The organism is Pseudomonas sp. RHF3.3-3, assembly GCF_048069595.1.
Classification (GTDB): Bacteria; Pseudomonadota; Gammaproteobacteria; order Pseudomonadales; family Pseudomonadaceae; genus Aquipseudomonas; species Aquipseudomonas fuscovaginae_B.
The window spans coordinates 3,761,378-3,784,847 of the sequence record NZ_CP182250.1 but is presented as its reverse complement, the minus strand read 5'-3'; the positions used below and the strand labels follow the sequence as shown (position 1 = coordinate 3,784,847).

Genomic DNA, 23,470 nt, shown 5'->3' with positions numbered 1-23,470 from the left:
TGTTGCAAAAGTCGGGAAGGGGATGTTGGCCGGGTAAGGAGACGCCCCGGCAATTGCCTTCTGTTAATTAATACCCTTGTTGCTCGCCGAACCGTCTTGCCAACCATGCCCGGCTCATTCCAGCAGTCGTACGAAACCCGGTTGCAATCCGAATACCTCGACCCCTTCCTGGGTCGCCTGCCCGGTCGTGATGGGCACCTGCCTGATCGGCTGGCCCGGCGCCTCGCGATAGTCCACCCGCATGCCGCTGGCATCGTGACGGATCGCCGCCGCGGGCAGGACGATCGCCTGGTCGTTGCGATAGGTGACGATGGTCAGCCGGGCACTCATGCCCAACCGCACCCGTTGCAACTGCTCGCGGGTCAGCTTGGGAATCGACAGCGTCACCGGAAACTGCGCACTGCCGCCCGGCACATCGTTGGGCAGGGCCAGGCTGCTGACGATATCGACCGAGCCGCTGAGCCGCTCGCCGTCGAAGCCGTCGCCGAGGATCTCCACGCTCTGCCCCGGATGCAACTGGTTGATATCCAGCTCGGAAACCTTGCTGACGATCTTCAATTGCTCGATGTTCGCCAGGCCGAACAGTACCTGCCCCTGGCTGACCCGGCTGCCGGTCTGCACCGGTGCCGAATTGCTGTTGGACGAGTTTTGCGAACCGTTGCCGCCCGGCGGGGGGACGACGATGCCGGCGAACGGTGCGGTGACGTCCTTGCCGTCGAGCAGGGCCTTGAGCGTCTCGTACTTGACCGTGGCGTTGGTCAGTTCCATATCGGCGATCTGCCGGTATTCGCCCTTGCCCTGGTCCAGCGCCTGCTGCAGCTCGCCTTCGGCGGCCGTCAGGTCCATGCGCTGGCTCTGCAATTGCTGCTGCAGGTCCTGCAGTTCATTGCGCGGGATGATACCGCGGTCGAACAGGTTCTGGCTTTCGCCCAGCTTGCGTTCGGTGTTGCTCAGCGTCATCTGCGCGCTGCGCAGGCTGCGCCGGGCCCGCGCGACCTGCTGGCTGTTGCTCCAGTCCTGCAGTTCCTGCACCGAGCGCCGCGCCTTGAGCTGGGCCGACAAGGCATCGCGCAACTGGATCTCGAGCAGGCCCGGGTCCATCTGCAGCAGGGTCTGCCCGGCCTCGACCCGTTGTCCCTGTTCCACCAGGATCGCGCGTACGTTGCCTTCGAACGGGGCGGTCAGGATGATGGTCTTCTGTGGCTCGATCTTGCCCACCAGGCCGATCTGGTGCACCAGCGGTGCGGGCTGCACCGGTATCCAGCGGTCATCCCCGGACTGGTCGGCGGCGGGCGCACGCAGGGTGGTGACCACGACACCGGCCACCGCCAGCGCGAGCAGCAGCCCCGCGCCCTGTATCCAGCGCTTGCGCCGAATCTGCTTGTCAGTAGTCATTGAGTGCAATGTCCCAGCTCTCCAGTGTCATGCCCAACGTCAGGTCGAGCTGCGTCTGGGCGTTCAGGTAGGCGATCAGTGCGGTGAGGCGCGAGCTCTCGGCGTTGCGCAGGTCGCCTTCATAGCTCAGCACCTGGAAGTTGCTCGAGCGTCCGGCACTCAGCTTTTCCCGCTCGATATCCAGCTTGCGGCGGGACAGGTCCACCGCACGCCGGGCGATCTCGTACTGTCGCCAGCGGGTGCCGAGGTCGCGAACCACGTCATTGACGCTACGCTCCAGGGCCTGGCGGGCGTCGGCCTGGATCAGTTCCTGTCTTTCCACGTCGACCCGTGCATGCACCTCGGCCTGGCGGGTACTCAGGTCGCCGATGGGGATCTGCACCTGGACCCCGGCATAGCTGTCCCAGCGCCGCGAGCCGTTGCTGCCGACGTCATTGTCGAGGCGGTCGCGAATCTGGTTGGCGCCGGCCACCAGCGACACGTCCCAGCGCCCCTGATCCTTGGCGATCACCAGGTTGAGGTCGGCCTGCTGGCTGCCCAGCAGGGTGGCCAGGTACTCCGGCTGCTGGACCTTGGCCACCCGCAGGGCATCCTGCTTGTCGATGTTGACCTGCGAGGCCTCCAGCGCTTCGCTGGCACGGATCTGCGTCGACAGGTCCAGGGCCAGCAGGCGCAGCAGCGACAGGCGGTTGATGTCCACCTGGTTGCGGGCTTCCTCCACCCCCAGTTCCTGGGTGGCGATATCGGCTTCGGTCTGGACGATCTCGAACTCGGCCATGCGCCCGGAGGCGATCAGCGCCTTGTTCACCTCCAGCAGGGCCCTGGCGCGCTTGAGTGCGTCCTGGGTGATGGTCAATTGTTCCTGGGACCTGAGCAGTTCCCGGTAGGCGGTGATGATGTCGCTGATGGTCTGCGACACGCTGGTCTTGAGGTTGAGCCGGTTGATCTGCTCGGATATGCGGGCCAGGCGCAGCGGCGCGGTGGTCACGTCCCAACCGGCGCCGCGCATCAGGGGCTGGATGATCGCCAGGTCGAGGCCGTCGCTGCGATAGCGGCCGGCGACGTCGGCATTGTTCAACTGCTGGGTCCAGGCCATGCTCAGGCGCGTGCCGTACTCACCCAGCAGGTTGGCGGTCGGCGACAAGGTGGTATTGCGTGCGCTGTCCTCCGAACCCTTGGTCGTCCGGTATTGTCCGGAGAGCAGCAGCTTGGGGTTGAAGGTGTCCTCGGACACCCGCAGGTCGAACTTCTGGGCGATGCGCTGCAGGTAGGCGCTGCGGATGCCGCGGTTGTTGCGCAGGCCCAGGTAGACCGCGTCGCCCAGGGTCAGGTTGGTGATCTGCTCGCTGAGCAGCACGCTGCGGGTCTGGTTGTTGCGCAGCGACGGCGCCGACGGCTGGCCCACCAGCGGGCTGGCGGCGAAGGCCTGGCAGCAGAACAGGCAGAGCAGGGTGGCCGTCCATGGCCTGCGTCTATTCATCGCGCAGCGCCTCCACCGGTTGCAGGTGCGAGGCCGAGATGGCCGGATAGAGCCCGAAGAACAACCCGACCAGCAGGGTGCTGCCGACCCCCAGCGGCAACGAGGCGGCGGCCAGGGAAAACTGCCAGTCGGACAGCCGGGCATAGAGGTAGGCCGCCGTGACCCCGAGGATCGCCCCGGACAGCGCGCCCACCGCCGTCAGCGTCACCGCCTCGAGCAGGAACAGGTTGCGAATGTCCCGCCGCCGTGCCCCCAGGGCCATGCGGATACCGATCTCCCGTCGGCGCTCGGACACATTCATCAGCATCACGTTCATGACCCCCACGCCACCTCCCACCAGCGAAATGCCCCCCAGGGCCATCAGCAGGTAACCGAAGGTCCGGCTCTGCCGCGTCATGCCGTCGATCATCTGCTGGGGAATCTGCACTTCCACTTCGCGCCCGCGCAAGGTGCTTTTCAACGCCGCGGTCAGGTCGCCGGCGACGGCTTCCATGTCCTGGTCGGCGGCGGCCCGGGCAACCACGCTGGTGATCTGCGGCGAATCGACGATGCGGCGCATGCCGGCCAGCGGCAGGAACAGCGAATCGTCGGTCTGTACCGGAATCAGCGCGGCCGCCGGTTGGCTGTGCAGGATCCCGATGACCTGGAACAGATAGTCGTTGAGGCGGATCCGGTCACCGACGCGCAGGGGCAAACCGGCGCTGCCCAGGGTTTGGGCGATATGGTCGCCGACCACGACATGGGTTTCACCCTGGTCGAAATCGGCAAGGAAGCGACCCTCGCGCAGCTTCAGGCGCATGGTGCCGGCCAGTTGCGCGGTAGTGCCGACCCAGTTGGTATTGCTGCCATGGCCCCGGAACACCGCCGACCCGCTGGACAGCGCGATCGGCGCCAGGTACAGCAGGGAAGGCACCATCGCCTGCAGGCGCGCGGTGTCGATACTGGCGGGCATCGGCTCGCGCAGGTCGGCACTGCCGGGAAACTGCGCGGCCAGGGTGTCGGTGCCCATGTCCTTGAAGATGGCCGCCGCTTCCTGCGCCGCGTTATGGCCGATATTGATCAGTGCCACCACCGACGAACTGCCGATGACGATTCCCAGCAGCGCCAGTATCGACCGCTTGCCCAGGGTGCGCAGGCTGACGAACGCCTCGTGCAGCAACTGGCTGGCACTCTGCTGGACCTGCAGGCTCATGCCGGACACGTCTCGTGCACGACGCCATGCTGCACCCGGATCTGCCGATGCAGGCGCTCGGCGATGTGCGGGTCGTGGGTGACGATGATCAGGGTGACCTGGCGCACCCGGTTGAGCTCCAGCAGCAGGTCCATGATTTCCCGCGCCGTGCTGCTGTCCAGGTTGCCGGTCGGTTCGTCGGCCAGGATCACCGAGGGCTCGCCGACCAGCGCGCGGGCAATGGCCACCCGCTGACGCTGGCCGCCGGAAAGATCGGCCGGGCGATGGTGGGCGCGCTCGCCGAGACCGACCTGTTCGAGCATCGCCCTGGCCCGCGCCAGCGACTCGCCGCGCGGCACGCCACGGTAACTCAGGGGCAGGGCGACGTTGTCGAGGGCGTCCAGGCGGGGCAGCAGGTTGAAACTCTGGAACACGAAGCCGATCTGCTGATTGCGGATGGCCGCCAACTGGTCGGGGCTGGCACTGAAGATATCGTGCCCGGCGAAGTGGTAGCGGCCGCTGTTGGGCAGGTCGAGCAGGCCAAGGATATTGAGCAGGGTGCTTTTGCCGGAGCCGGAAGCGCCGAGGATGGCGCAGCTTTCACCGGCGTCGATGGACAGCGAGACATCCTTGAGGATGGTCAAGGGTTGCTCGGCGAGTCGATAGGTCTTGCCGATGCCTTGCAGGCAGATGAGGCCTTTGTGAGCGGTCGTGTCAGTCATTACGCAGAGCGCCGGCAGGCCCGTCCGCGATCCAGCCGCTGCCTGAGCGCGTTGCCAGTGTCCAGGCATGTTGCAAGGCAGGATCAGGCACAGGTTTTGTTTTCCTATTTTAAAATTTTGTTTGAATAGTATCCGCGATCCCGCTCCGATGCCAGCGGTTCGGCGCAACGAAAAGGGCTGTCTGGGCTTGCGATTTTGTGACAAGAGGAAACACTTTTTTGACACATTCCATCGTATTTTTCGTGAGTCTTCTATTGCCTTGCGCGAGGGTAACGAATCCGCGAGAAGCTTGCGTTCCAAGGCTTTCAGAGGTATAAAAAATCAAATTTATTTTTAAAACGCTGTTCGTTCGGTCAGCTATCTCCTTGCAAAGGCTTCCCATCCATGGTCGCAAAGAAACTCAGCGCTCCCAATGTCACCAAGACTCGCTTGCTGGACGCCACGGAAGAACTGTTTACCAAGTACGGCTATGACGCCGTGCTGCTGCGCCAGATCACCGAACGAGCCCAGGTCAACCTGGCCGCCGTGAACTACCACTTCGGGGACAAGGACTCGCTGATGACGGCGCTGCTCGAACAGCGCCTGGGCCCCCTCAACGAACAACGCCTGGAACTGCTGGCCCGCTGCGAAGAGCAGGCTGACGGCCCGCTGGACTGCGAGACTCTGCTCGGCGTGCTGTTCGCCCCGGCGATGGGCCTGGAGCGCAGTGGCTCCGGTGAGCAAGGGCGGTCCTTCGTGCGTTTTCTCGGGCGGGTCTACAGCGATACTTCGCCCTTCATCCAGGAATACCTCAAGGAACACTACCAGCCGGTGTTCGAGCGTTTCTTCAATGCCTTCGCCCTGGCCTTGCCGGACATGCCGCGCAACGAGGTCGGCGTACGCCTGCAGTTTGCCCTCAAGGCCATCTCCGGGGTGATCGCCGGTACCGAGCTGCGCTTTCTGATGCAGGCCATGAGCCTCGGCCGGCCGGCGACGGATGCCGAGGTCATGGCCAAGCTGATCAGCCTGGTGTCGGCGGCGATTCATGCGCCGATGCAGGACCAGCAGGCGACCAGCGCCCTGGACCGGGTACTGGAAACCCAGCACGAAATCCGCCAGGGTCACTCGGCGGGCGCCAAGGTGGCGAGCAAGTAGCGCGGTTCATGGCGCTGCCCGGTCGGCCGTGAGCGCCTGGCCGGGCTGGCCGATCAGCACATCCTCGAAGAACCCGCCGATGGCCTCGGTGGGGTGACGCAGCTGGATCTCCAGCACCCAGAGCCTCTCGCTCGGCACGATGTCCAGATCCGCCAGGGTCGCGGGACCGTGCAGGGCGTGGGGAAAGTCGGTCAGTCGGTGGCCGGCGAGATTGCGTTCCAGCAGCCAGCCCTTGGCTTCGGCACGAGCCTGGGCGAAGTCGTACAGCTCGCGCCCGCTCAAACCGCCGCGCCAGGCCTGGCAGGTCTCCTCGAAGACTTCATGCAGGGCCTGGGTGCAGGCCTTGTGCAGTGGGTGGTCACCGAAGACGAACGTGTCACCGTAGTCGCCTTCATAACCATCCCAGACCGGGCCGAGGTCGACCACGGCGATATCGGTTGCCTGCAGCCTGCGCTGCAGATCCATGCCCTGGCGTGGTACGCGGATGGTATCGGGGCCGAAGCGCACGTAGGTCGGGTGCCAGGTGTGGGAGGCGCCCATGGCTTTCAGGTGCTGGTTGGCCATTTCCAGGGCTTCGCCGGTGGTCATGCCGACCCTGAGCTTGCTGACGATCTGGGCCAGGGCGCGTACCGACTGTTCGCGGGCCGCCAGCATACCTTCCAGGGAGTAACGCGGGCCGACCTGCTCCAGCACCGGGTCCCGTGGCCGTGCAGTGGCCGTGACGCCACTGGGTACGAAGGCCTCGGCGATGAACCGCTGTGGCGCCAGCCCGGCGGCGAGGCACTGGCTGCGCACCTCGCTGATCATCCGGCTGTTGCCGCAGGCGTAGACCTGCGCATCGGCCCAACGATGCCCATGCTGCAGCGCCACCTGTTGCAGCCGCGCCTGTGTGGACAATACCGCGAACCAGCGCAGTCGCGGATGTGCCCGGCTGGCGGCATCGAGGAATTCGCGATCGTAGAAGTCCTCCGCGCTCGATCCACCCCAGTACAAGGTGACTTCAGCCCCGTCGGCCAGGGCCCTGAGCAGCAGTGGCTTGATGCCGGCGTAGCCGGTGCCGCTGGCGAACAGCACGACCGGGCGCTGGCCATCGGGTTGCCAGGTGCAGGCCCCGAACGGCCCCTCCAGCGCCAGGCGCTGGCCGTTGTGCAATGAGTCGAGAACGCCTTCGGAAAAGACCCCACCCGGCACCCGACGAATATGGAACACCAGTCTGCCCTGGTCCTGTTCCGGCAGGTTGGCCACGGAAAAGCAGCGGCTGTCACCGTTATCGAGGCGAAACCTCAGGTACTGGCCGGCCCGCACTCGCAAGATATCGGTCGTTTCGGCCTGCAGCACCAACTCGCTGATATCGTGGCTGAGTGCGCGCTTGCCGAGCACCACGGCCGGGATTTCCAGGGTTGGCGTATCCAGCGACCAGCCGGGAATCTCCAGGCGCATATCGTTGCAGGCATGGCTCTGGCACAGCAGCGCCTCATCGGCGGCGAGAGGGAAGGAGGGCTGCGGATCGTCCGGGCCGAGCCGCTTGTCCCGGCGTTCGCCGCTGAGCACCTTGACCTTGCACGAGCCGCAGGCGCCGCGGCGACAGGAAAACGGCACCGGCAGACCGCTGGCGAGCATGGCGTCGAGCAACAGCTCGTCGCCGGCACTGAAGGTTTTGCCCGAGGGCGACAGTTCGATGACATGGCGATGGGGATGCATGGCGACCTCGGCACAGGGAAGACCCTCATTGTTGCGGTAGACTAGGACCATTAAAACCTCCAGTTCTGGAAACTTCAGATGGTCCAGTTGCGTAAATGGCGGCCCTTGCTCAATCTCGATGCGGACCCGGGCCAGGCATCCTATCGGCGGATCGTCGAAGGTCTGATAGCGGCCATCCGCGAGGGGCGCCTGCAACCCGGCAGCCTGTTGCCGGGCACACGGGAAATGGCGCAATTGCTCGACGTCAACCGCAAGACGGTGATCCTCGCGTACGAGGAGGCCATCACCCAGGGCTGGCTGGTCAGCGAAGCGCGCCGCGGCACCTTCGTCAACACGCAACTGGAAGCGATCGCGCCGTGCCAGGGCATAGCCCGGGACTTCGCTCCACGCCTGCTGACGGAACCGCCGGTGCCTTACCTGCAAGCCAGCCGTCGCGACCTGGCACTGCAGCGCCTGCCCGGTGCGCTGTTCTTCGACAACGGCGCCTCCGACCATCGCCTGCTGCCCCAGGCCGTACTGCACCGTTACTACCGCAATGCCCTGCGCAGCAGTTTTGCCGCCAACACCGTGCGTCATGGCAGTGATGGCAGCGATGACCTGTTGCGCACGGCCCTGGCCGAGATGCTCAGGAACAATCGCGGGTTATCGGTGAGTGCCGAGAACATCTGCCTGACCCAGGGCACCCAGATGTCGCTGTACCTGGCGGCCAGCGCGCTGATCCGGCCGGGTGACGTGGTGCTGGTGGAGCGCCTGAGTTATCCGCCGGCCTGGGCGGTGTTTCGTGCCCTGGGGGCCCGGCTGGTGACGGTCGACATCGACAGTGAAGGCTGCCAGGTGGACCAGATCGAAGCCTTGTGCCAGCAACACCGGGTGCGGATGATCTACCTCACGCCCCATCACCAGTTCCCGACCACCGTCAGTCTGCGGGCCGAGCGGCGGCAGAAGCTGCTGATGCTGGCCCGGCGTCACGACTTCTGCGTGATCGAGGAGGACTACGATCACGAATACCATTTCGAGGGCCGGCCCTATCTGCCGCTGGCCAGCGATACCGGGCAACGGCATGTGATCTATGTCGGTTCGTTGTCCAAGGCCCTCGGCTCGACCTTTCGCTGCAGCTTCGTCGTGGCGCCGGTCAATGTGATCCAGGTGCTGGAGCAGCGCAGCGCGCTGGTGGTGTCCCAGGGCGACGCGGTGATGCAGACGATGCTGGCGGCACTGATCAACGACGGCGAACTGAAAAAGCATCTGCGGCGGGTGTCGAAAACCTATCGGCAGCGGCGTGAAGTGCTTCAGGACAGCCTGATGAAGGCCTTCGGTGAGCGCATAGCCATCCGCCAGCCCCAGGGCGGCCTGGCTCTCTGGGTGGATTTCGAGGCCGGGACGGACGTCGACCGGCTGGTCGCACAGGCTCTGGAGCACAAACTGGTGGTGCGCAGCGGACGACAATTCTCGCCCCTGGATCTGCCGGAGAACGGCCTGCGCCTGGGGTTCGCCTCGCTGGATACGGACGAAATCCGCGAGGCCGTGCAACGCCTGGCGCAGGCCTCACGGCACGCCGTTCGCCAACAGCAGCCAGGCGTCAAGGCTGCAGCAGAATCGCTTCGGCCAGTTCCTGGTCGGTGGCCTGCAGGCCCGGATGTTCCTGGCGAATCTGCCTGAGAGCCGCTTCCAGGTAGGCGCCGCGTATCGCGCCGCCACTGGCGATGAAGCTGGAGGCCTCATCGCGGGAAGGGGCCACCGTCTTCTTGTCCTTCTTGAAGGTGGAATAGAGCGACGCCGATATCCCGGCCGAGGTCGCAATATCACCGGCATCGACCCTGGCGAGGGCATGACCGGCAGGAAGCAGGGCAGCAATTGAAATGACCAGCACTACGCGACGCATGATCGTACGCTCCTGGAATTCAGGGAAGGTGTTACACCTTAGAGCGTAGTTGTTGGCGCAGCACGGCATCGCCCGCTTATCGGACGCGGACCGTCAGCGCCGCACCGACCGCCAGGCCGCTTCGGCCAGCTCGTGGCGGTAGGTCCGTGGGGAGTGCTCGACCCGCCCGGCCAACCAGGCCCGGCAATAGTTTTCCGCCGGGCCGACAATCAGCGAAAGCAGCAGCTCCCTGGGAATCTCCAGCCGTTCATCGCCATCGACCGTGGCCGCCAAGCGCTCGCGCAACTGTCGGTTGCGGACCTTGTTGCGGGCCGCCAACTCATCGGCGAACGGCCCCTTGCTCACCACGAACCGCGCCTGGTACTGGAAGCGCGCCCATTGCGGCTGGTCGTCGACCCAGTCCACATAGCTGTGGACCAGGCCCTGCAACAGTTCCTTGAGGGTTCGCGCCTCGGCCAGGTGGGTCTCGCGCAACCGGGCCTGATCATCCAGCGCGGCGAAGAACAGGGCCGCGACCAACCCCTCCTTGTTGCCGAAGTGGTGATAGATCGCCCCCACGCTGGTATCGCAGGCCACCCGGATGGTCTCGATGGTGCTGGCCTCGATGCCCTGTTCGTTGAAGCACGACAGCGCCTGTCTGAGGATCGCCCGTTTCAGTTCGGCCCTGCGGCCCGGGTAGCAACGTTCCAGCAGATCGGGATTTTCCATCGGGGGCAGCCTTGTAGTGGGCGGGAGAGGGCGCGGGGCCCGGTTCGGGAAACTGGTCTAGCTTGACAGATTTTTCCGATGCGGAATATTGTTCTTTTACAGAATAATATTCTGTTTAATTCGTTCACCTTCTGGAGAGTTGCCAAATGAGTCAATCCCTGAACATGTTCACAGCGGTAGGGCCGGAGAAATTCAGCCAGATGACCTGCCAGATGGCACCGTATTTCAGCACCATCGAGCCGTTGGTCAGTGAGCTGCGTGCCGGGCATTCGGTGGTACAGGTGCCCTTTCGCCGGGAAATCACCAATCACCTGGGCACCGTCCACGCCATTGCCCTGTGCAATGCCGCCGAACTGGCGGCGGGGCTGATGACCGATGTCTCGATTCCCGCTGGTGCGCGCTGGATTCCCAAGGGCATGAGTGTCGAGTACCTCGCCAAGGCCAAGACCGCCGTACGCACCGTGGCCGATGGCAGTGCGGTGGACTGGCTGACGCCGGGTGACAAGATCGTGGCGGTCGACACTTTCGATGAGGCGGGTGTCAGGGTGTTCACGGCGCGGATCACCATGAACGTCAAGCTGTCCTGAGGACTGAAAGGGCACATGAACGGCGCCGCTGCTCGTGTGCCATTTTGTCGCACCGGCCGACGTCGGCAGGGCGACAGTGGTAAATTGCCTGCCCATGACCTCCTTTCTTCCCCCGGGAACATTCAGGCGCCGCACTGGAGCCTGGCTGAGCCTGTTCGCCATGCTGCTGGTGTTCGCCGGCCCGTTGATCGGGCAGGTGTCCAGCCAGGCCCGTGCGCCGCAGGTGACCCTGGAGGATCTCTGTGGTGGCCCTCCAGCAGGTTCCGGCCTGTTGCCGGAGCGCAGTCCCGCACCTTCCCCGCATCACCTCGCGCTCTGGGAAAAATGCGGCTATTGCTCGCTGCTGTTCCAGCATCCGGCATTGGCCGATTCCCATGGCGCGCTGTTCCTGGGCCCAGTCCCGCCGCCCGGCTACCCCGGTATTGCGTTCAGCCCGCAGCGGGCCGTCGCGCCGGTCTTTCCCGGCTCTCGCTCGCGTGCGCCACCCCGGGCCCGTGCCTGACCCATCCTTGTCAATCGTGGTCGGCAGCGTGACTGTGCGCAGTGGCGCCAGAGCAGCAGGCCATCACCCCTTGCGTTGCACAAAGGCTACCTAGAGGGCCGTTTACATGAATGAGTTATTGACTCGCCGCCAGGTCGTTGCCGGCCTCGGGGTTCTCGGGCTTGGATTGCTGGCCGGCTGCGACAGCTCCGGCAAGCTGACCTACAAGTACGGCAAGGACCTGAGCGACGAGATCCTCGGGCGCAAGTTCAAGCTCAAGGACACCCAGGGCAACGTCACCCTGCTCGGCAGTTTCAGCGGCCTGATGCCGATGATCTTCTTCGGCTTCACCCAGTGCCCGGCGGTTTGCCCGACGGCGCTGGCTCGCGCGGCCCGCGCCAAGAAACTGATGGGCCCGGACGGCGACAAGCTGCAGGTGGTATTCATCACCCTCGACCCGGAACGCGACACGCCGCAGGTGCTCGACGCCTACGTCAAGGCGTTCGACCCGAGCTTCGTCGCCCTGTACGGCACCCTGGAAGAAACCGCGCAGACCGCCAAGGAATTCAAGGTGTTCTACGAAAAGATCCCGGCTGGCGACAGCTATACGCTGTCCCACACCGCGACCAGTTTTGTCTACGACAGCCGCGGTCGTCTGCGTCTGGGCCTGTCGCCGTCGCTGACCGCCCAGCAATGCGCGGAAGATCTGCTCACCGTCATGTCGGTCTGCTGACAGGCGCTATCTAGAAAAATTCGAGATAATCAAATGAAGTCATTGAAATATATAGTTTTTTCAATTTTTGGAATGATCAGCCTGCACGCTTCGGCACACACCCTGGTGCAAGACGCCTGGGTCCGTGCCACCGTGCCGGGACAACCCTCCACCGGTGCCTTCATGCGCATCACTTCGGCTGAAGGGGGCAAGCTGCTGGAGGCGAAATCGCCCGTCGCCAGACTGGTGCAGATCCACGAGTCGAAGATGCAGAACGACATCATGAGCATGCAGCCGGTCGCTTCCGTCGAGTTGCCAGCCGGCAAGACCGTCGACATCGCACCCGAGGGTTACCACATCATGCTGATGAACCTGGTCGGTCAGGTGAAGGAGGGTGACAGTGTGCCGCTGACCCTGGTGGTCGAGAACGCCAAGGGCGTGAAGGAGTCGATCGAGGTCAAGGCCACGGCCCGTGCCCTGACCGAAATGCCGATGCACGATCATGGCAATATGACTCACTGACAAACCTTTTGCGGTTTTGGCAGAAAACGCCCCGGCAGGTCGAACCTGTCGGGGCGTTTGCATTGGCGGCCGCTGTCTGGTGTATCACAGTGTATCCGGGGCCGCCATTGATACATTGGCCGGCTTTTCGAGGGTTTGCGGACACCTACGCGATACATGGCTGCGATTGACTGTGAAGCCTCCCAGGCACACAGGAAATGCTGACATGAAATGGCTTTATAGCGGATTGGCCGCGGCGGGCGTGGCCCTGTCGGTGGGCATCGCCCTGGCGGCACCGGCGTCGAACAGCGCATCCAACGCGGAAAATGCTTCGCCGATCTATGGCGTGACCATCCCCGATGGCTATCGCCAATGGGAACTGGCGGCACCTTCACTGCAAGGACCGCCGCTGAACGAACTGCGGGCGATCCTCGGCAACCCGACGGCGCTCAAGGCCTACCGCAGCAACGACACCCGGCCGTTCCCCGACGGCACCATCCTCGCCAAACTGGCCTGGAAGCATATGCAGTCGCCCGAGGCGGCCAGTGCCCTGGTCCCGGCGGACTCGACCACCGTGCAATTCATGGTCAAGGATTCGAAGAAATATGCCGCCACGGGCGGTTGGGGTTTTGGCCGCTTCATCAACGGCAAGCCGGCCGATGTGAGCCAGCATGAAACCTGCTTCGCCTGTCACCAGGCCTTGGTCAAGGATCGTGACTACGTGTTTACACGATTGGCGCGTTGAAGGCAGCTCGTTCGCGCGAATCCCAAAACCGGATCAGCCAGCCGCTTGCGCTTCTGGCTGATCCGGTTTTGGCGCTGTTCCCCGCTGGCCCATTCGCGGGCAAGCCTGGCTCTTACAGAGCTGCGGCATTCACAATATCCTGGTACACCGAGAGACTGTAGGAACAGGGCTTGTCGGAACGTCGTACCGCCGCGAAGCTTTTGCTGTTGATCTCGCTTTGGCTTTTGCCTTGGCTTTTGATCTTGCTTTTGATCCACCGGCCCCGTTCCCAGCCGGCTGAGTGGAGGTCCTGTTTCGAGAGTCGCCCGGCAGGGATGCCGGGCGAGCCGTGTTGGGCCATGGATGGCCCGTCACGGCGTGCTCTCGAAACAGGGCCGGAGCGAAGGAACCCCTCGCGTAGCGAGGGGCCAATGGAGGGGCAAGCGTTTTTGGTTACTTTTGCCGCTTGGCAAAAGTGACTCGCCCGTGAAGGGCGAAACCGACACATCAGCTAAACGCGCAAATGGATATGCCCACGAGAGAAGCCTTAACGCCAGGGCTCCTGCTAACCTTGACCAACCCGCCGCTCCATGACCCGAGCCAGCACCGCCAGATCCATATCCCCCTCGCCATGCTCCACCGCATCGACCAGGTTGTCCCGAATCAACTCCGCACTTGGCATCGGCACCGAAACACTGCGCGCCGCCTCCAGAATCAGATTGACATCCTTGAGCCCCAACACCGCCTTGAACGCCGCATTCCCATATTCACTGCGGCCGATCAGCGCCCCATACCCGGAGTAGACCGGCCCCGGAAAGATCGTGGTCGAAATCAGATCGATCAGCGCCGCCGACTCCAGGCCATGCCCCTTGACCAGGCTGGCCGCCTCGGCCATGGCCTCGACTGCGGACACCAGCAGAAAGTTGGTCGCCAGCTTCATCGCATTGGCACTGGCCACACGCTCACCCAGGCGCCAGGTCTTGCGCCCGATCAGGTCGAACAGCGGCTGCACCTGATCCAGCGCCGCCGCCGGCCCCGCAGCCAGGATATTCAGGTCCCCGGCAATCGCCACATTCGGCCGGCCCATCACCGGCGCGGCGATATAGGTCAGCCCCCGGGCCTGGTGCAACCCGGCCAGTTCCTCGGCAAAGTCCACCGCAATGGTCGCCAGGTTCACGTGAATCAGTGGCGCCCTGAGTTCATCGAGCAAACCGGAGTCGAGCAGCACCGAACGCATCGCCTGGTCATGGGCCAGCATGCTGAACACCACGTCCACTTCGAAGGCCTGGCGCGGCTGCATGGCCGCCTGGGCGCCGAGTTCCACCAGTGCCTGCACCGGTGCGGGCGAACGGTTCCACACCCACAGTTCATGGCCGGATTTCAGCAGGTTGCTGGCGATGGCCTGGCCCATGCTGCCCAGGCCGACGAAACCGATTTTCATGAAGACACACTCCTGACGAAAGGGGATGGCATGGACGGCATCCGCCGCCCGACACGCTATTGAGCACAGCGGCAAGCGTCTGGAGTATGTCAAGAATCCTCCAGCATGCCTCGAAAGGTATCGGCTGCCGACTTCGATACATTGCCATACAGTGCAAACGCCGTAATGGCCTGGGTCGCACGCGGTTCCGCGCCCTGCATGAGCCAGGCGGTCAGGAGAGAAAAAGCGCGAAATCCCTTCATGAACGACGCAAGTTTGTATTTCCACCCAACAAAATTCGTGGTTATTATCCATCCGCGCTGTGGGACAGAATCCCCTCCAGTGTAAGAAGATTGCTACGGACAGCACAGTCCAGGCAGTCGCAGCCGATCGGGTCGACCCTAGCGCTGTCATCCCTGCGCAGGCCTCGTCACTGATCGTGAATCCTCCAGGGAATGAGAGGCTTGAATTGGTCAGAGAACCGAACGCCGCGCTTATCCAGCAATTGTTCGAATCCCGGGTCCTGCGTGATCCCTCGGCCCCGGCGCTGGGTTTCAGGGGGCAGGTGCTGAGTTACCAGCAACTCAACACCCGGGCCAATCGCCTGGCACACCACCTGCGTTCAGCCGGTGTCGGGCCCGATACACGGGTCGCCCTGTGCCTGCAGCGTTCGCCGCAGATGCTGGTCGCCGTGCTGGCCGTGCTCAAGGCCGGCGGCGCCTATGTCCCGCTGGACCCCACATACCCCGCACAACGCCTCGCACACATGCTGGCCGACTGCACGCCGCGGCTGGTGCTGACCCATGCCCCGGCGCTCGTCGGCCTGAACCCGGCGCTGGCCGGCCTGGCCGAACAGCCCGTGGTGCTCGACCTGGCCGACGAGGCCGCCTGGGCCGACTGTCCGGCGGACAACCTGCCGGCCCAGGCCCTTGGCCTGAACGATCGTCACCTGGCCTACGTCATCTACACCTCGGGTTCCACCGGCCTGCCCAAGGGTGTGCTGCTCGAACATCGCGGACTGGTCAACCTGGCCCGGGTCCAGGGCCCGCTGTTCGCCGTCGGGCCCGGCGACCGGGTGCTGCAATTCGCTTCCTTCAGTTTCGATGCCTCGGTGTTCGAATGGGTCATGGCCCTGAGCCATGGCGCCTGCCTGGAGATCGTCGAGCCGGGCACATTGTTGCTCGGCGACAACCTGGCGCAGGTGCTGCGCGAGCGGCACATCAGCCATGCGACCCTGCCACCGCTGGTGCTGGCCGGGCTCGGCGACCCCGCCGCATTGCCCGAGCTGGTGACCCTGGTGCTCGCGGGCGAGGCGCCGAACCCGGCCCTGGCGGCCACCTGGGCCAAGGGGCGGCGGCTGTTCAACGCCTATGGCCCGACCGAAACCACCATCTGGGCCACGGTCTATCGTTGCGACGAACACCACGACCCGCAATCGCCCGTGCCGATCGGCGAACCGATCGGCCAGGCCAGCGCCATCCTGCTGGACGAGGCGGGCACGCCGGTGCGCCCGGGCGAGGTGGGTGAGCTGTTCATCGGCGGTATCGGCGTCGCCCGGGGCTACCTGAATCGTCCGCAATTGACCGCCGAACGTTTTGTCGACAGCCCTTTCGCCCCCGGCGAACGCCTGTATCGCACCGGCGACCTGGCGCGTTTCGACGCCGACGGCCAATTGCTGTTCCTCGGCCGCAGCGATTTCCAGGTCAAGGTGCGCGGTTTCCGTATCGAGCCTGGCGAAATCGAGGCCTGTCTGGACAGCTTGCCGGGTGTCGAAGAGTCCCTGGTGATCGTCCGCGAAGACACACCGGGGGAACGCCGGCTGGTGGCCTACTACCGGGCGGCGGACGACATCAGCCCGCAGCGGTTGCGTGAGCACGCCCGGCAGAGCCTGCCCGAACACATGCTGCCGGCGGCCTGTGTACGCCTGACGCACTGGCCGCTGAATGCCAACGGCAAGCTCGATCGCCAGGCCTTGCCGGTGCCGGATGCCACTGCGCTGATCAGTCGCGAATATGTCGCGCCGGCAGACGGGCTGGAACAGTGGCTGGCGGATATCTGGGCGCAAGTGTTGAAGGTCGATCGGGTAGGGCGCGAGGACAATTTCCTGGCCCTGGGCGGCGACTCCCTGAGTGCCTTGCAGATCACTGTCAGGGTACGCGAACAGGGCGGTCGGCACCTGCCGCTCAAGAGCCTGTTTCTCGAGGGCACGTTGCGCCAGGTGGCACGGCAACTGAGCGAACCCCTGGCCGCTGGCCCGGCCGTTGTCACCGAAGCGTCGCCTATCGCCCCGCTGTCCTACCAGCAGAGCGGCGTCTGGTGGCTGAACAAGGTGTCCGACGCCCGGGCCTATCACGCCCAGAGCGTGATCAGCATCCATGGCCGGCTCGACGAACCGTTGCTGCAACGTTGCCTCGACGAGATCGTCAGCCGTCACGAGATCTTGCGCACCACCTTCCATGACGACGGCGAAGGCGTGCCGTATCAGCGTGTACATGACCAGGCCCGGGCCGCGCTGGCCTGCATCGATATCCCGGCGGAGGATGAACAGGCGTTCATCGAACGGGTCGAGCAGGAGGTGCACCGCGCCATCGACGTCGCATGCCTGCCACTGGTGCGCTGGCTGCTGGTCCGACGCGGGGCCGAGGCCTATGCCCTGGTGCATATCGAGCACCATTTCGTGCACGACGGCTGGAGCGCCAACCTGTTCCTCGAAGAACTGCTGCATCTCTACCAGTACCATCACGGTGATCGCAGCGACCCGCTGCCGTTACCTGGGGCGCAATACGGCGAATACGCCCGCTGGCAACAGAGTGAGGCGGCCGAGGCCGAATACGAACGGCAGATGCGCTTCTGGAGGCAGCAACTGCAGGACGCGCCGTTCACCCTGCCGCTGCCCACCGATTTTCCCAGGCCGGCGCAACGCAGCGGGCGGGGCCGGCAGTTGCGCTTCGAACTGCCGGCCGAGCTGGCCGCCAGGCTGCGTCAGTTCAGTGATGCCGAGGGGGTGACGGTCTTCACCACGCTGTTCACCGTGTTCCAGCTGTGGCTGGGACGGCGCTGCGGTATCGAGGACTTCCTGGTCGGCTCCGCCGTGGCCAACCGCAAGTCGGTGGCCTACGAGCGTTGCCTGGGGATGTTCGTCAACAGCGTGGTGATCCGTGCCGATCTCGGCGGTGCGCCGACCTTCCGCGAGCTGCTGGGGCGTACTGCCGAGCGCATGCTCGATGTCTACGACCACGAAAGCCTGCCTTTCGAACGCCTGGTGCGCGAGTTCCAGCCCAGCCGCTCGCTGTCGCGCAACCCGCTGTTCCAGGTGGCCTTCAGTTTCCACAACTCGCAGACCCCGCAACTCAAGGGACCGGGCTTCGACCTCTCGCTGTTCGAGGCCTACAGCAACCAGACGGCGAAATTCGACATCGAGGTGGTGGTGATTCCCCGGGGCACCCGGGCCGACAACCTCGACACTCTGTCGCTGCTCTGGAACTACTCGGCTGATCTGTTCAAGGAAGAAACCATGACCCGCTTGCGCGACAACTACCTGGCGTTGCTGGGGCAGTGCCTGGATGCACCGGAACGCCGCCTCGACAGCGACTCGGTGATCGGTGCCGAAGAACGTCACCGGCTGCTGACCGAATGGAACCCGGTCACGCCTGCCGAGCCGCCGCCACGTTGCCTGCACCAGCTGTTCGAGGAGCGGGTGGCGCTCGATCCCTGGGCACCGGCGGTCAGCCTCGAAGGCCAGACCCTCGGCTATGGCGAACTGAACGCCCGGGCCAACCGCCTGGCGCGCTACTTGCGAACCCTTGGCGTCGGCCCGGATGTGCTGGTGGGGCTGTGTGTCGAGCGTTCTCTGGACATGCTGGTCGGCCTGCTGGCGATCCTCAAGGCCGGCGGTGCCTACGTGCCGCTCGATCCGGTGTATCCGAGCGAGCGCCTGAACCTGTTGCTCGCCGACAGCAGCCCGGCAGTGGTGCTGACCCACGCCGCCGCCAGGCCGAGCCTGACCGCCGCCTGCAAGGGCCTGGCCAGCAAGCCACGCCTGCTGGACCTGGAAGTCGATGCCACGCGCTGGGCCGAACGGCCCGCCGACAATCTCGATCCGCAGGAACAGGGCCTGACCCCGAACCACCTGGCCTACGTGATCTACACCTCCGGTTCCACCGGCACGCCCAAGGGCGTGATGATCGAACACGCCCAGGTGGCGCGGCTGTTCAGCAGCACCGCCCGACAGTTCGAGTTCAACGCCGACGATGTCTGGACGCTGTTCCATTCCTTCGCCTTCGATTTCTCGGTCTGGGAGATCTGGGGCGCGCTGCTGCATGGCGCACGCCTGGTGATCGTGCCGACCCTGACCAGCCGCACCCCGGCGGATTTCTACCAGTTGCTCTGCGAGCAGGGCGTGACGGTCCTCAACCAGACCCCGAGCGCTTTCCGCAGCCTGCTCGGTGCCCAGGCGCGCAGCACTGCGGCCCACAGCTTGCGCCAGGTGATCTTCGGCGGCGAAGCACTGGAGATGACCACGCTCAAGCCCTGGTTCGCCGATCCGCGCAACAGCGACACGCAACTGGTCAACATGTACGGCATTACCGAAATCACCGTGCATGCCACCTACCTGGCGCTGCGGGCCGAAGACGCCGAGCAGACCGGCAGCCCCATCGGCCGGCCCCTGGCGGACCTGCGCTGCTACCTGCTCGGCAGCGCCGGACAGTTGCTGCCGATCGGTGCCGAGGGCGAGATCCACATCGGCGGAGCCGGGGTTGCCCGCGGTTACCTGAACCGCGCGCAACTGACGGCCGAGCGTTTTATCGACAACCCGTTCGTTCCGGGTGAGCGCCTGTACCGCACCGGCGACCTGGCGCGCTACCGTGCCGATGGCAGCCTGGAATTCCTGGGCCGTAACGATTTCCAGGTGAAGATCCGCGGGTTCCGGATCGAACTGGGCGAAGTCGAAGCCTGCCTGGCACGCTGCGCCGGGGTGCGCGATGCGCTGGTGATCGCCCGCGAGGACCCGCCGGGCGAACCACGACTGGTGGCGTACTACACGGTCGTCGACGGTGCCGTGCCGACGGTCCAGGAACTGCGCGGGCAACTGGCGGCGGCACTGCCGGAGCACATGGTCCCGGCCGCCTATGTCAGCCTGCAAGCCCTGCCGCTGACCGCCAACGGCAAGCTCGACCGCAAGGCACTGCCGGCGCCTGACGACAATGCCTTCGGCACGCGCCCCTTCAGTGCTCCGCAAGGTCCGGTGGAAATCGCCCTGGCCGAAGCCTGGGCCCATGTGCTCGGTCGCGAGCGGATCGGCCGCGATGACAACTTCTTCGCCCTGGGCGGGCATTCGCTGTCGGCCCTGCGGGTCCTCGAGCGCCTGCGACGACAGGGCATCGAACTCGATGCCCGACTGATGTTCAGTGTCCCGGTGCTGCGCGAACTGGCCGCCGGGGTCGAAGTGGCGGAACTGGCCGCCCCCATTCCGGCCAATGCCATCGTTCGTGGCCAGCCGATCACCCCTGACTGCCTGCCGCTGGTCAGCCTGACGCAAGCACAGATCGACGCCATCCTGGCCACGGTGCAGGGCGGTGCGGACAACGTCCAGGATATCTACCCGTTGTCGCCGTTGCAGGAAGGCATGCTGTTCCACCACCTGATGGCGCGCAACGGCGATCCCTACCTGCTCTGGTGCCTGATGAGCTTCAGCGACCGGCCGACCCTGGAACGTTATGTACGGGCGCTGCAAAGCGTGATCGAGCGCCACGACATCCTGCGTACCTCGGTGTTCTGGGATGACCTGGAAGAGCCGGTGCAGGTGGTCTGGCGTCAGGTCGACGGCCTGGTCGAGGAGCTGCAGCTGGATCCGGCCGAGGGTGATATCGCCACGCAATTGCGCCAGCGCTTCGATCCCCGGCAATTCCGCCTGCCGCTGGACCGTGCGCCGCTGATGCGCCTGGTCATCGCCCGGGACGAGGCCAACGACCGCTGGCTCGGCCTGCGCCTGTTCCATCACATCATTGACGACAACACTTCGCTGAAACAGCTCAATGCCGAGGTCGAGGCAGTGCTTGACGGCAAGGCGGCCAGCCTGTTGCCGGCGCTGCCGTACCGCAACTTCATTGCCCAGCGGATCAGGGGCGGCGACCAGCAGGCCCAGGAACAGTTCTTCCGCGGTATGCTGGCCGGCATCAGTCAACCGTCGGCACCGTTCGGCCTGCTCGATATCCAGGGCGATGGCAGCGGGGTCAACGAGGCCCGGTTGATGCTTGACAATGGCCTGGGCCAGCGCCTGCGGCAGTCGGCCCAGGCCCTGGGAGTGAGCCCGGCCAGCCTGTTCCATGTCGCCTGGGGCCAGGTGGTGGCGCACACTTCCAGTCGCCACGACGTGATCTTCGGCACCGTATTGTTCGGTCGCCTGTACGGCGGCGAGGGCGCCGAGCGCATCCTCGGGCCGTTCATCAACACCTTGCCGATCCGCATCGACCTGGCCGCCGAGGGCGTGGCCGCCTGCGTGCGCCGCACCCATGGGCTGCTGACTCAACTGTTCGAGCACGAACACGCCTCGCTGGCCCTGGCCCAGCGGTGCAGTGCCATCGCCTCGCCAACGCCGCTGTTCACCAGCCTGCTCAACTATCGCCATAGCGAACGGGCCACCGAGGGCGGTGACTCGACTTCCGGCGCCTGGAAGGGCATCGAGGTGCTGGGCGGCGAAGAACGCACCAACTACCCGCTGGTGCTGGCCGTGGACGACAGCGGCGAAGGTTTCCGCATCGGCGCCCAGGTCTGCGCGGCACTGGATGCACAACGCACCTGCGCGATGATGCGGCAGGCGCTGGAAAGCCTGGTCCGGGCCCTTGAAGAGGCACCGCAAAGCCGTGCCGACCGGCTGGATATCCTGCCGCCGGAGGAGCGTCGGCAGTTGTTGCAGACCTGGAATCCACCCGCGCCGCACACCGGCGTCAGCGACTGCCTGCACCCAGCGTTCGAGCGGCAGGTCGCCCGCCAGCCTTCGGCAATGGCGGTGAGCTTCGAGGGCACGAGCCTCAGCTATGGCGAGCTGAATGCCCGGGCCAACCGCCTGGCCCATCACCTGCGCCAGCGCGGGGTGGGTCCGGAAGTGCGGGTCGGGCTGTGTGTCGAGCGCTCCCTGGAGATGCTGGTGGGCCTGCTCGCCATCCTCAAGGCCGGCGGCGCTTATGTGCCGCTGGATCCGGCGTATCCCGCCGAGCGCCTGGCCTATCTGCTGCAGGACAGTGGGGTGGCGCTGGTGCTCGTTCATCAGGCCACGCGCACGCTGTTGGCCGAGCCGCTTCACGCTCTGGCGAATGCTCCCGAATGCCTGGAACTGGATCGTGAAACCTGGGCCGACGGCCCGGCGGACAACCTCGACCCGGCGCGCCTGGGCCTGACCCCGGCCAACCTGGCCTATGTCATCTATACCTCCGGCTCCACCGGCCAACCCAAGGGCGTGATGATCGAGCACCGTCAGGTGGCCAGGCTGTTCGCCAGCACCGCGGCGCAGTTCGCATTCAATGCCGGCGATGTGTGGACCCTGTTCCATTCCTTCGCCTTCGACTTCTCGGTCTGGGAAATCTGGGGCGCACTGTTGCACGGCGGGCGCCTGGTGATCGTCCCGGCGTCGACCTGTCGCGCTCCGGCAGACTTCTACCGGCTGCTCTGCGAGCAGCAGGTGACCGTGCTGAACCAGACGCCCAGCGCCTTCCGTGGCCTGCTGCAAGCCCAGGGCCGCAGCGAGGCGACCCACAGCCTGCGTTGCGTGGTGTTCGGTGGCGAGGCGCTGGAAACCACTCTGCTCAAGCCGTGGTTCGCCGACCCGCGCAACAGCGACACGCAACTGGTGAACATGTACGGCATCACCGAGATCACCGTGCATGCCACCTACCTGGCACTGCGCGCCGAAGATGCCGAGCGTTCCGGCGCCAGTGCCATTGGCCGGCCGCTGGCGGACCTGCGTTGCTATCTGCTCGATGCGGCGGGGCAACCGGTGCCGATCGGTGTCGAAGGCGAGATCCACATCGGCGGTGCCGGCGTTGCCCGCGGCTACCTGAACCGCGCGCAACTGACCGCCGAACGCTTCATCGACAGCCCCTTCGTCGCTGGCGATCGCCTGTACCGCACCGGCGACCTGGCGCGCTACCGCGCCGATGGCAGCCTGGAATACCTGGGGCGTAACGACTTCCAGGTGAAGATCCGCGGCTACCGTATCGAACTGGCTGAAATCGAAGCCTGCCTGGGCGGCTGTCCGGGCGTGCGCGAGGCGGCGGTGATCGCCCGCGATGAGCAACCGGGCGAACCGCGGCTGGTGGCCTACTACACGGTGGCCGATGGGGCCGCACCGGCTGTCCATGAGCTGCGCACGCAGTTGGCGGCAGCGTTGCCGGAGCACATGGTGCCCGCCGCCTACGTACGCCTCGACTGCCTGCCGCTGACCACCAACGGCAAGCTCGACCGCCAGGCGCTGCCGCGGCCCGACGAAACCGCCTATGCGCTGCAGACCCATGTGGCGCCGAGCACCCCGATCGAACGGGCTCTGGCCGAGATCTGGTGCGAGGTGCTGCGCTGCGAGCGGGTCGGTCTCACCGACAACTTCTTCCAACTGGGTGGTCACTCGTTGCTGGCGACCCGCATCGTCGCCCGTATCGACGATCTGCTGGGCATCGAGTTGCCGATGCGGGTGATGTTCGATCATCCGACCATCGAGGCGCTGCTCGATTACCTCTTTACCCAGGCGCAGGAAACCCGCGCTTCCCCTTGAGACCCTGAGAACGTCCCGGCCCATAAGGCCGGGTCGCGGCGTGCGGGGCCAATCACGCCCCTGAACCCTACAAAAACAATGCAGTCAT

Annotated in this window: 16 protein-coding genes; 8 read left to right on the top strand and 8 right to left on the bottom strand. The window is 65.2% G+C overall.

From position 1 onward, the window contains the following. Window positions 1-114 precede the first annotated feature (114 nt). Genes ACMGT0_RS16575 through ACMGT0_RS16560 form a run of 4 tightly spaced genes read right to left on the bottom strand, consistent with a single transcriptional unit; the run spans window position 115 to window position 4,768 of the window. Window positions 115-1,395 (bottom strand): efflux RND transporter periplasmic adaptor subunit, encoded by a 1,281-nt coding sequence (locus tag ACMGT0_RS16575; RefSeq protein WP_054059506.1) that lies wholly within the window; start codon window positions 1,393-1,395, stop codon window positions 115-117. Then, window positions 1,385-2,875: a TolC family protein gene (locus tag ACMGT0_RS16570; protein ID WP_054059505.1), complete on the bottom strand. Its 1,491-nt coding sequence runs from the start codon at window positions 2,873-2,875 to the stop codon at window positions 1,385-1,387. The genes ACMGT0_RS16575 and ACMGT0_RS16570 overlap by 11 nt, the downstream gene beginning before the upstream one ends. After that, window positions 2,868-4,067: an ABC transporter permease gene (locus ACMGT0_RS16565; protein ID WP_054059504.1), complete on the bottom strand. Its 1,200-nt coding sequence runs from the start codon at window positions 4,065-4,067 to the stop codon at window positions 2,868-2,870. Before ACMGT0_RS16565 ends, ACMGT0_RS16570 begins: the two co-directional genes overlap by 8 nt. Then, a complete protein-coding gene (locus ACMGT0_RS16560) occupies window positions 4,064-4,768 on the bottom strand; it encodes an ABC transporter ATP-binding protein (protein WP_054059503.1) in 705 nt (234 codons plus the stop codon). Before ACMGT0_RS16560 ends, ACMGT0_RS16565 begins: the two co-directional genes overlap by 4 nt. Before the next feature lie 384 nt (window positions 4,769-5,152). Between ACMGT0_RS16560 and ACMGT0_RS16555 the strand changes: the two genes are divergently transcribed. Further along, complete coding sequence (locus ACMGT0_RS16555; RefSeq protein ID WP_054059502.1) at window positions 5,153-5,902, top strand: TetR/AcrR family transcriptional regulator; 750 nt, start codon at window positions 5,153-5,155, stop codon at window positions 5,900-5,902. A 6-nt stretch (window positions 5,903-5,908) separates the two neighbouring features. On the opposite strand, the gene ACMGT0_RS16550 is transcribed toward ACMGT0_RS16555, so the two are convergent. Beyond that, entirely contained in the window at window positions 5,909-7,681 is a 1,773-nt protein-coding gene (locus tag ACMGT0_RS16550; RefSeq protein ID WP_054059542.1) for a M24 family metallopeptidase, read from the bottom strand. Here ACMGT0_RS16550 and ACMGT0_RS16545 point away from each other — a divergent pair, their 5' ends adjacent. After that, window positions 7,682-9,262, top strand: coding sequence for a PLP-dependent aminotransferase family protein (locus tag ACMGT0_RS16545; protein ID WP_081006025.1), 1,581 nt, complete (start codon window positions 7,682-7,684; stop codon window positions 9,260-9,262). It begins immediately after the preceding gene. Here the strand turns inward: ACMGT0_RS16545 and ACMGT0_RS16540 are convergent. Together ACMGT0_RS16540 and ACMGT0_RS16535 are read right to left on the bottom strand one after the other, a co-directional pair. Continuing rightward, on the bottom strand, window positions 9,183-9,485 hold the full coding sequence (locus ACMGT0_RS16540; protein ID WP_054063294.1) for a DUF2388 domain-containing protein: 303 nt from the start codon (window positions 9,483-9,485) through the stop codon (window positions 9,183-9,185). The genes ACMGT0_RS16545 and ACMGT0_RS16540 overlap by 80 nt on opposite strands. Before the next feature lie 93 nt (window positions 9,486-9,578). After that, entirely contained in the window at window positions 9,579-10,193 is a 615-nt protein-coding gene (locus ACMGT0_RS16535; RefSeq protein ID WP_054059500.1) for a TetR/AcrR family transcriptional regulator, read from the bottom strand. A gap of 146 nt (window positions 10,194-10,339) precedes the next feature. On the opposite strand from ACMGT0_RS16535, the gene ACMGT0_RS16530 reads away from it, so the two are divergent. The 5 genes from ACMGT0_RS16530 to ACMGT0_RS16510 all read left to right on the top strand — a co-directional run bounded on the left by ACMGT0_RS16530 (window position 10,340) and on the right by ACMGT0_RS16510 (window position 13,219). After that, the gene (locus tag ACMGT0_RS16530) at window positions 10,340-10,780 is read left to right on the top strand and encodes a hotdog fold domain-containing protein (protein ID WP_054059499.1); all 441 of its coding nucleotides are present in this window, start codon (window positions 10,340-10,342) and stop codon (window positions 10,778-10,780) included. Between the two features lie 94 nt (window positions 10,781-10,874). Next, window positions 10,875-11,282, top strand: coding sequence for a DUF2946 domain-containing protein (locus ACMGT0_RS16525; RefSeq protein ID WP_081006023.1), 408 nt, complete (start codon window positions 10,875-10,877; stop codon window positions 11,280-11,282). A gap of 106 nt (window positions 11,283-11,388) precedes the next feature. Continuing rightward, window positions 11,389-11,994, top strand: a complete 606-nt coding sequence (locus ACMGT0_RS16520; RefSeq protein WP_054059497.1) for an SCO family protein — start codon at window positions 11,389-11,391, stop codon at window positions 11,992-11,994. Window positions 11,995-12,066: 72 nt separating this feature from the next. After that, on the top strand, window positions 12,067-12,495 hold the full coding sequence (locus ACMGT0_RS16515) for a copper chaperone PCu(A)C (RefSeq protein ID WP_416769004.1): 429 nt from the start codon (window positions 12,067-12,069) through the stop codon (window positions 12,493-12,495). Between the two features lie 205 nt (window positions 12,496-12,700). Further along, window positions 12,701-13,219, top strand: coding sequence for a cytochrome P460 family protein (locus ACMGT0_RS16510; protein WP_416769003.1), 519 nt, complete (start codon window positions 12,701-12,703; stop codon window positions 13,217-13,219). Window positions 13,220-13,763: 544 nt separating this feature from the next. On the opposite strand, the gene ACMGT0_RS16505 is transcribed toward ACMGT0_RS16510, so the two are convergent. Further along, window positions 13,764-14,639 carry an NAD(P)-dependent oxidoreductase gene (locus ACMGT0_RS16505; RefSeq protein WP_416769002.1) on the bottom strand — a complete coding sequence of 292 codons (876 nt, stop codon included), beginning with the start codon at window positions 14,637-14,639 and terminating at the stop codon, window positions 13,764-13,766. Between the two features lie 448 nt (window positions 14,640-15,087). Between ACMGT0_RS16505 and ACMGT0_RS16500 the strand changes: the two genes are divergently transcribed. After that, a complete protein-coding gene (locus ACMGT0_RS16500; RefSeq protein WP_416769001.1) occupies window positions 15,088-23,382 on the top strand; it encodes an amino acid adenylation domain-containing protein in 8,295 nt (2,764 codons plus the stop codon). The last annotated feature ends 88 nt before the right edge of the window (window positions 23,383-23,470 follow it).

Bases quoted from the DNA above. Each gene is read 5' to 3' on its own strand.
- ACMGT0_RS16570 (WP_054059505.1), bottom strand. From the start codon at position 2,875: ATGAATAGACGCAGGCCATGGACGGCCACCCTGCTCTGCCTGTTCTGC.
- ACMGT0_RS16505 (WP_416769002.1), bottom strand. From the start codon at position 14,639: ATGAAAATCGGTTTCGTCGGCCTGGGCAGCATGGGCCAGGCCATCGCC.
- ACMGT0_RS16530 (WP_054059499.1), top strand. From the start codon at position 10,340: ATGAGTCAATCCCTGAACATGTTCACAGCGGTAGGGCCGGAGAAATTC.
- ACMGT0_RS16510 (WP_416769003.1), top strand. From the start codon at position 12,701: ATGAAATGGCTTTATAGCGGATTGGCCGCGGCGGGCGTGGCCCTGTCG.
- ACMGT0_RS16540 (WP_054063294.1), bottom strand. From the start codon at position 9,485: ATGCGTCGCGTAGTGCTGGTCATTTCAATTGCTGCCCTGCTTCCTGCC.
- ACMGT0_RS16535 (WP_054059500.1), bottom strand. From the start codon at position 10,193: ATGGAAAATCCCGATCTGCTGGAACGTTGCTACCCGGGCCGCAGGGCC.
- ACMGT0_RS16520 (WP_054059497.1), top strand. From the start codon at position 11,389: ATGAATGAGTTATTGACTCGCCGCCAGGTCGTTGCCGGCCTCGGGGTT.
- ACMGT0_RS16545 (WP_081006025.1), top strand. From the start codon at position 7,682: ATGGTCCAGTTGCGTAAATGGCGGCCCTTGCTCAATCTCGATGCGGAC.
- ACMGT0_RS16575 (WP_054059506.1), bottom strand. From the start codon at position 1,395: ATGACTACTGACAAGCAGATTCGGCGCAAGCGCTGGATACAGGGCGCG.
- ACMGT0_RS16555 (WP_054059502.1), top strand. From the start codon at position 5,153: ATGGTCGCAAAGAAACTCAGCGCTCCCAATGTCACCAAGACTCGCTTG.
- ACMGT0_RS16560 (WP_054059503.1), bottom strand. From the start codon at position 4,768: ATGACTGACACGACCGCTCACAAAGGCCTCATCTGCCTGCAAGGCATC.
- ACMGT0_RS16515 (WP_416769004.1), top strand. From the start codon at position 12,067: ATGATCAGCCTGCACGCTTCGGCACACACCCTGGTGCAAGACGCCTGG.
- ACMGT0_RS16525 (WP_081006023.1), top strand. From the start codon at position 10,875: ATGACCTCCTTTCTTCCCCCGGGAACATTCAGGCGCCGCACTGGAGCC.
- ACMGT0_RS16565 (WP_054059504.1), bottom strand. From the start codon at position 4,067: ATGAGCCTGCAGGTCCAGCAGAGTGCCAGCCAGTTGCTGCACGAGGCG.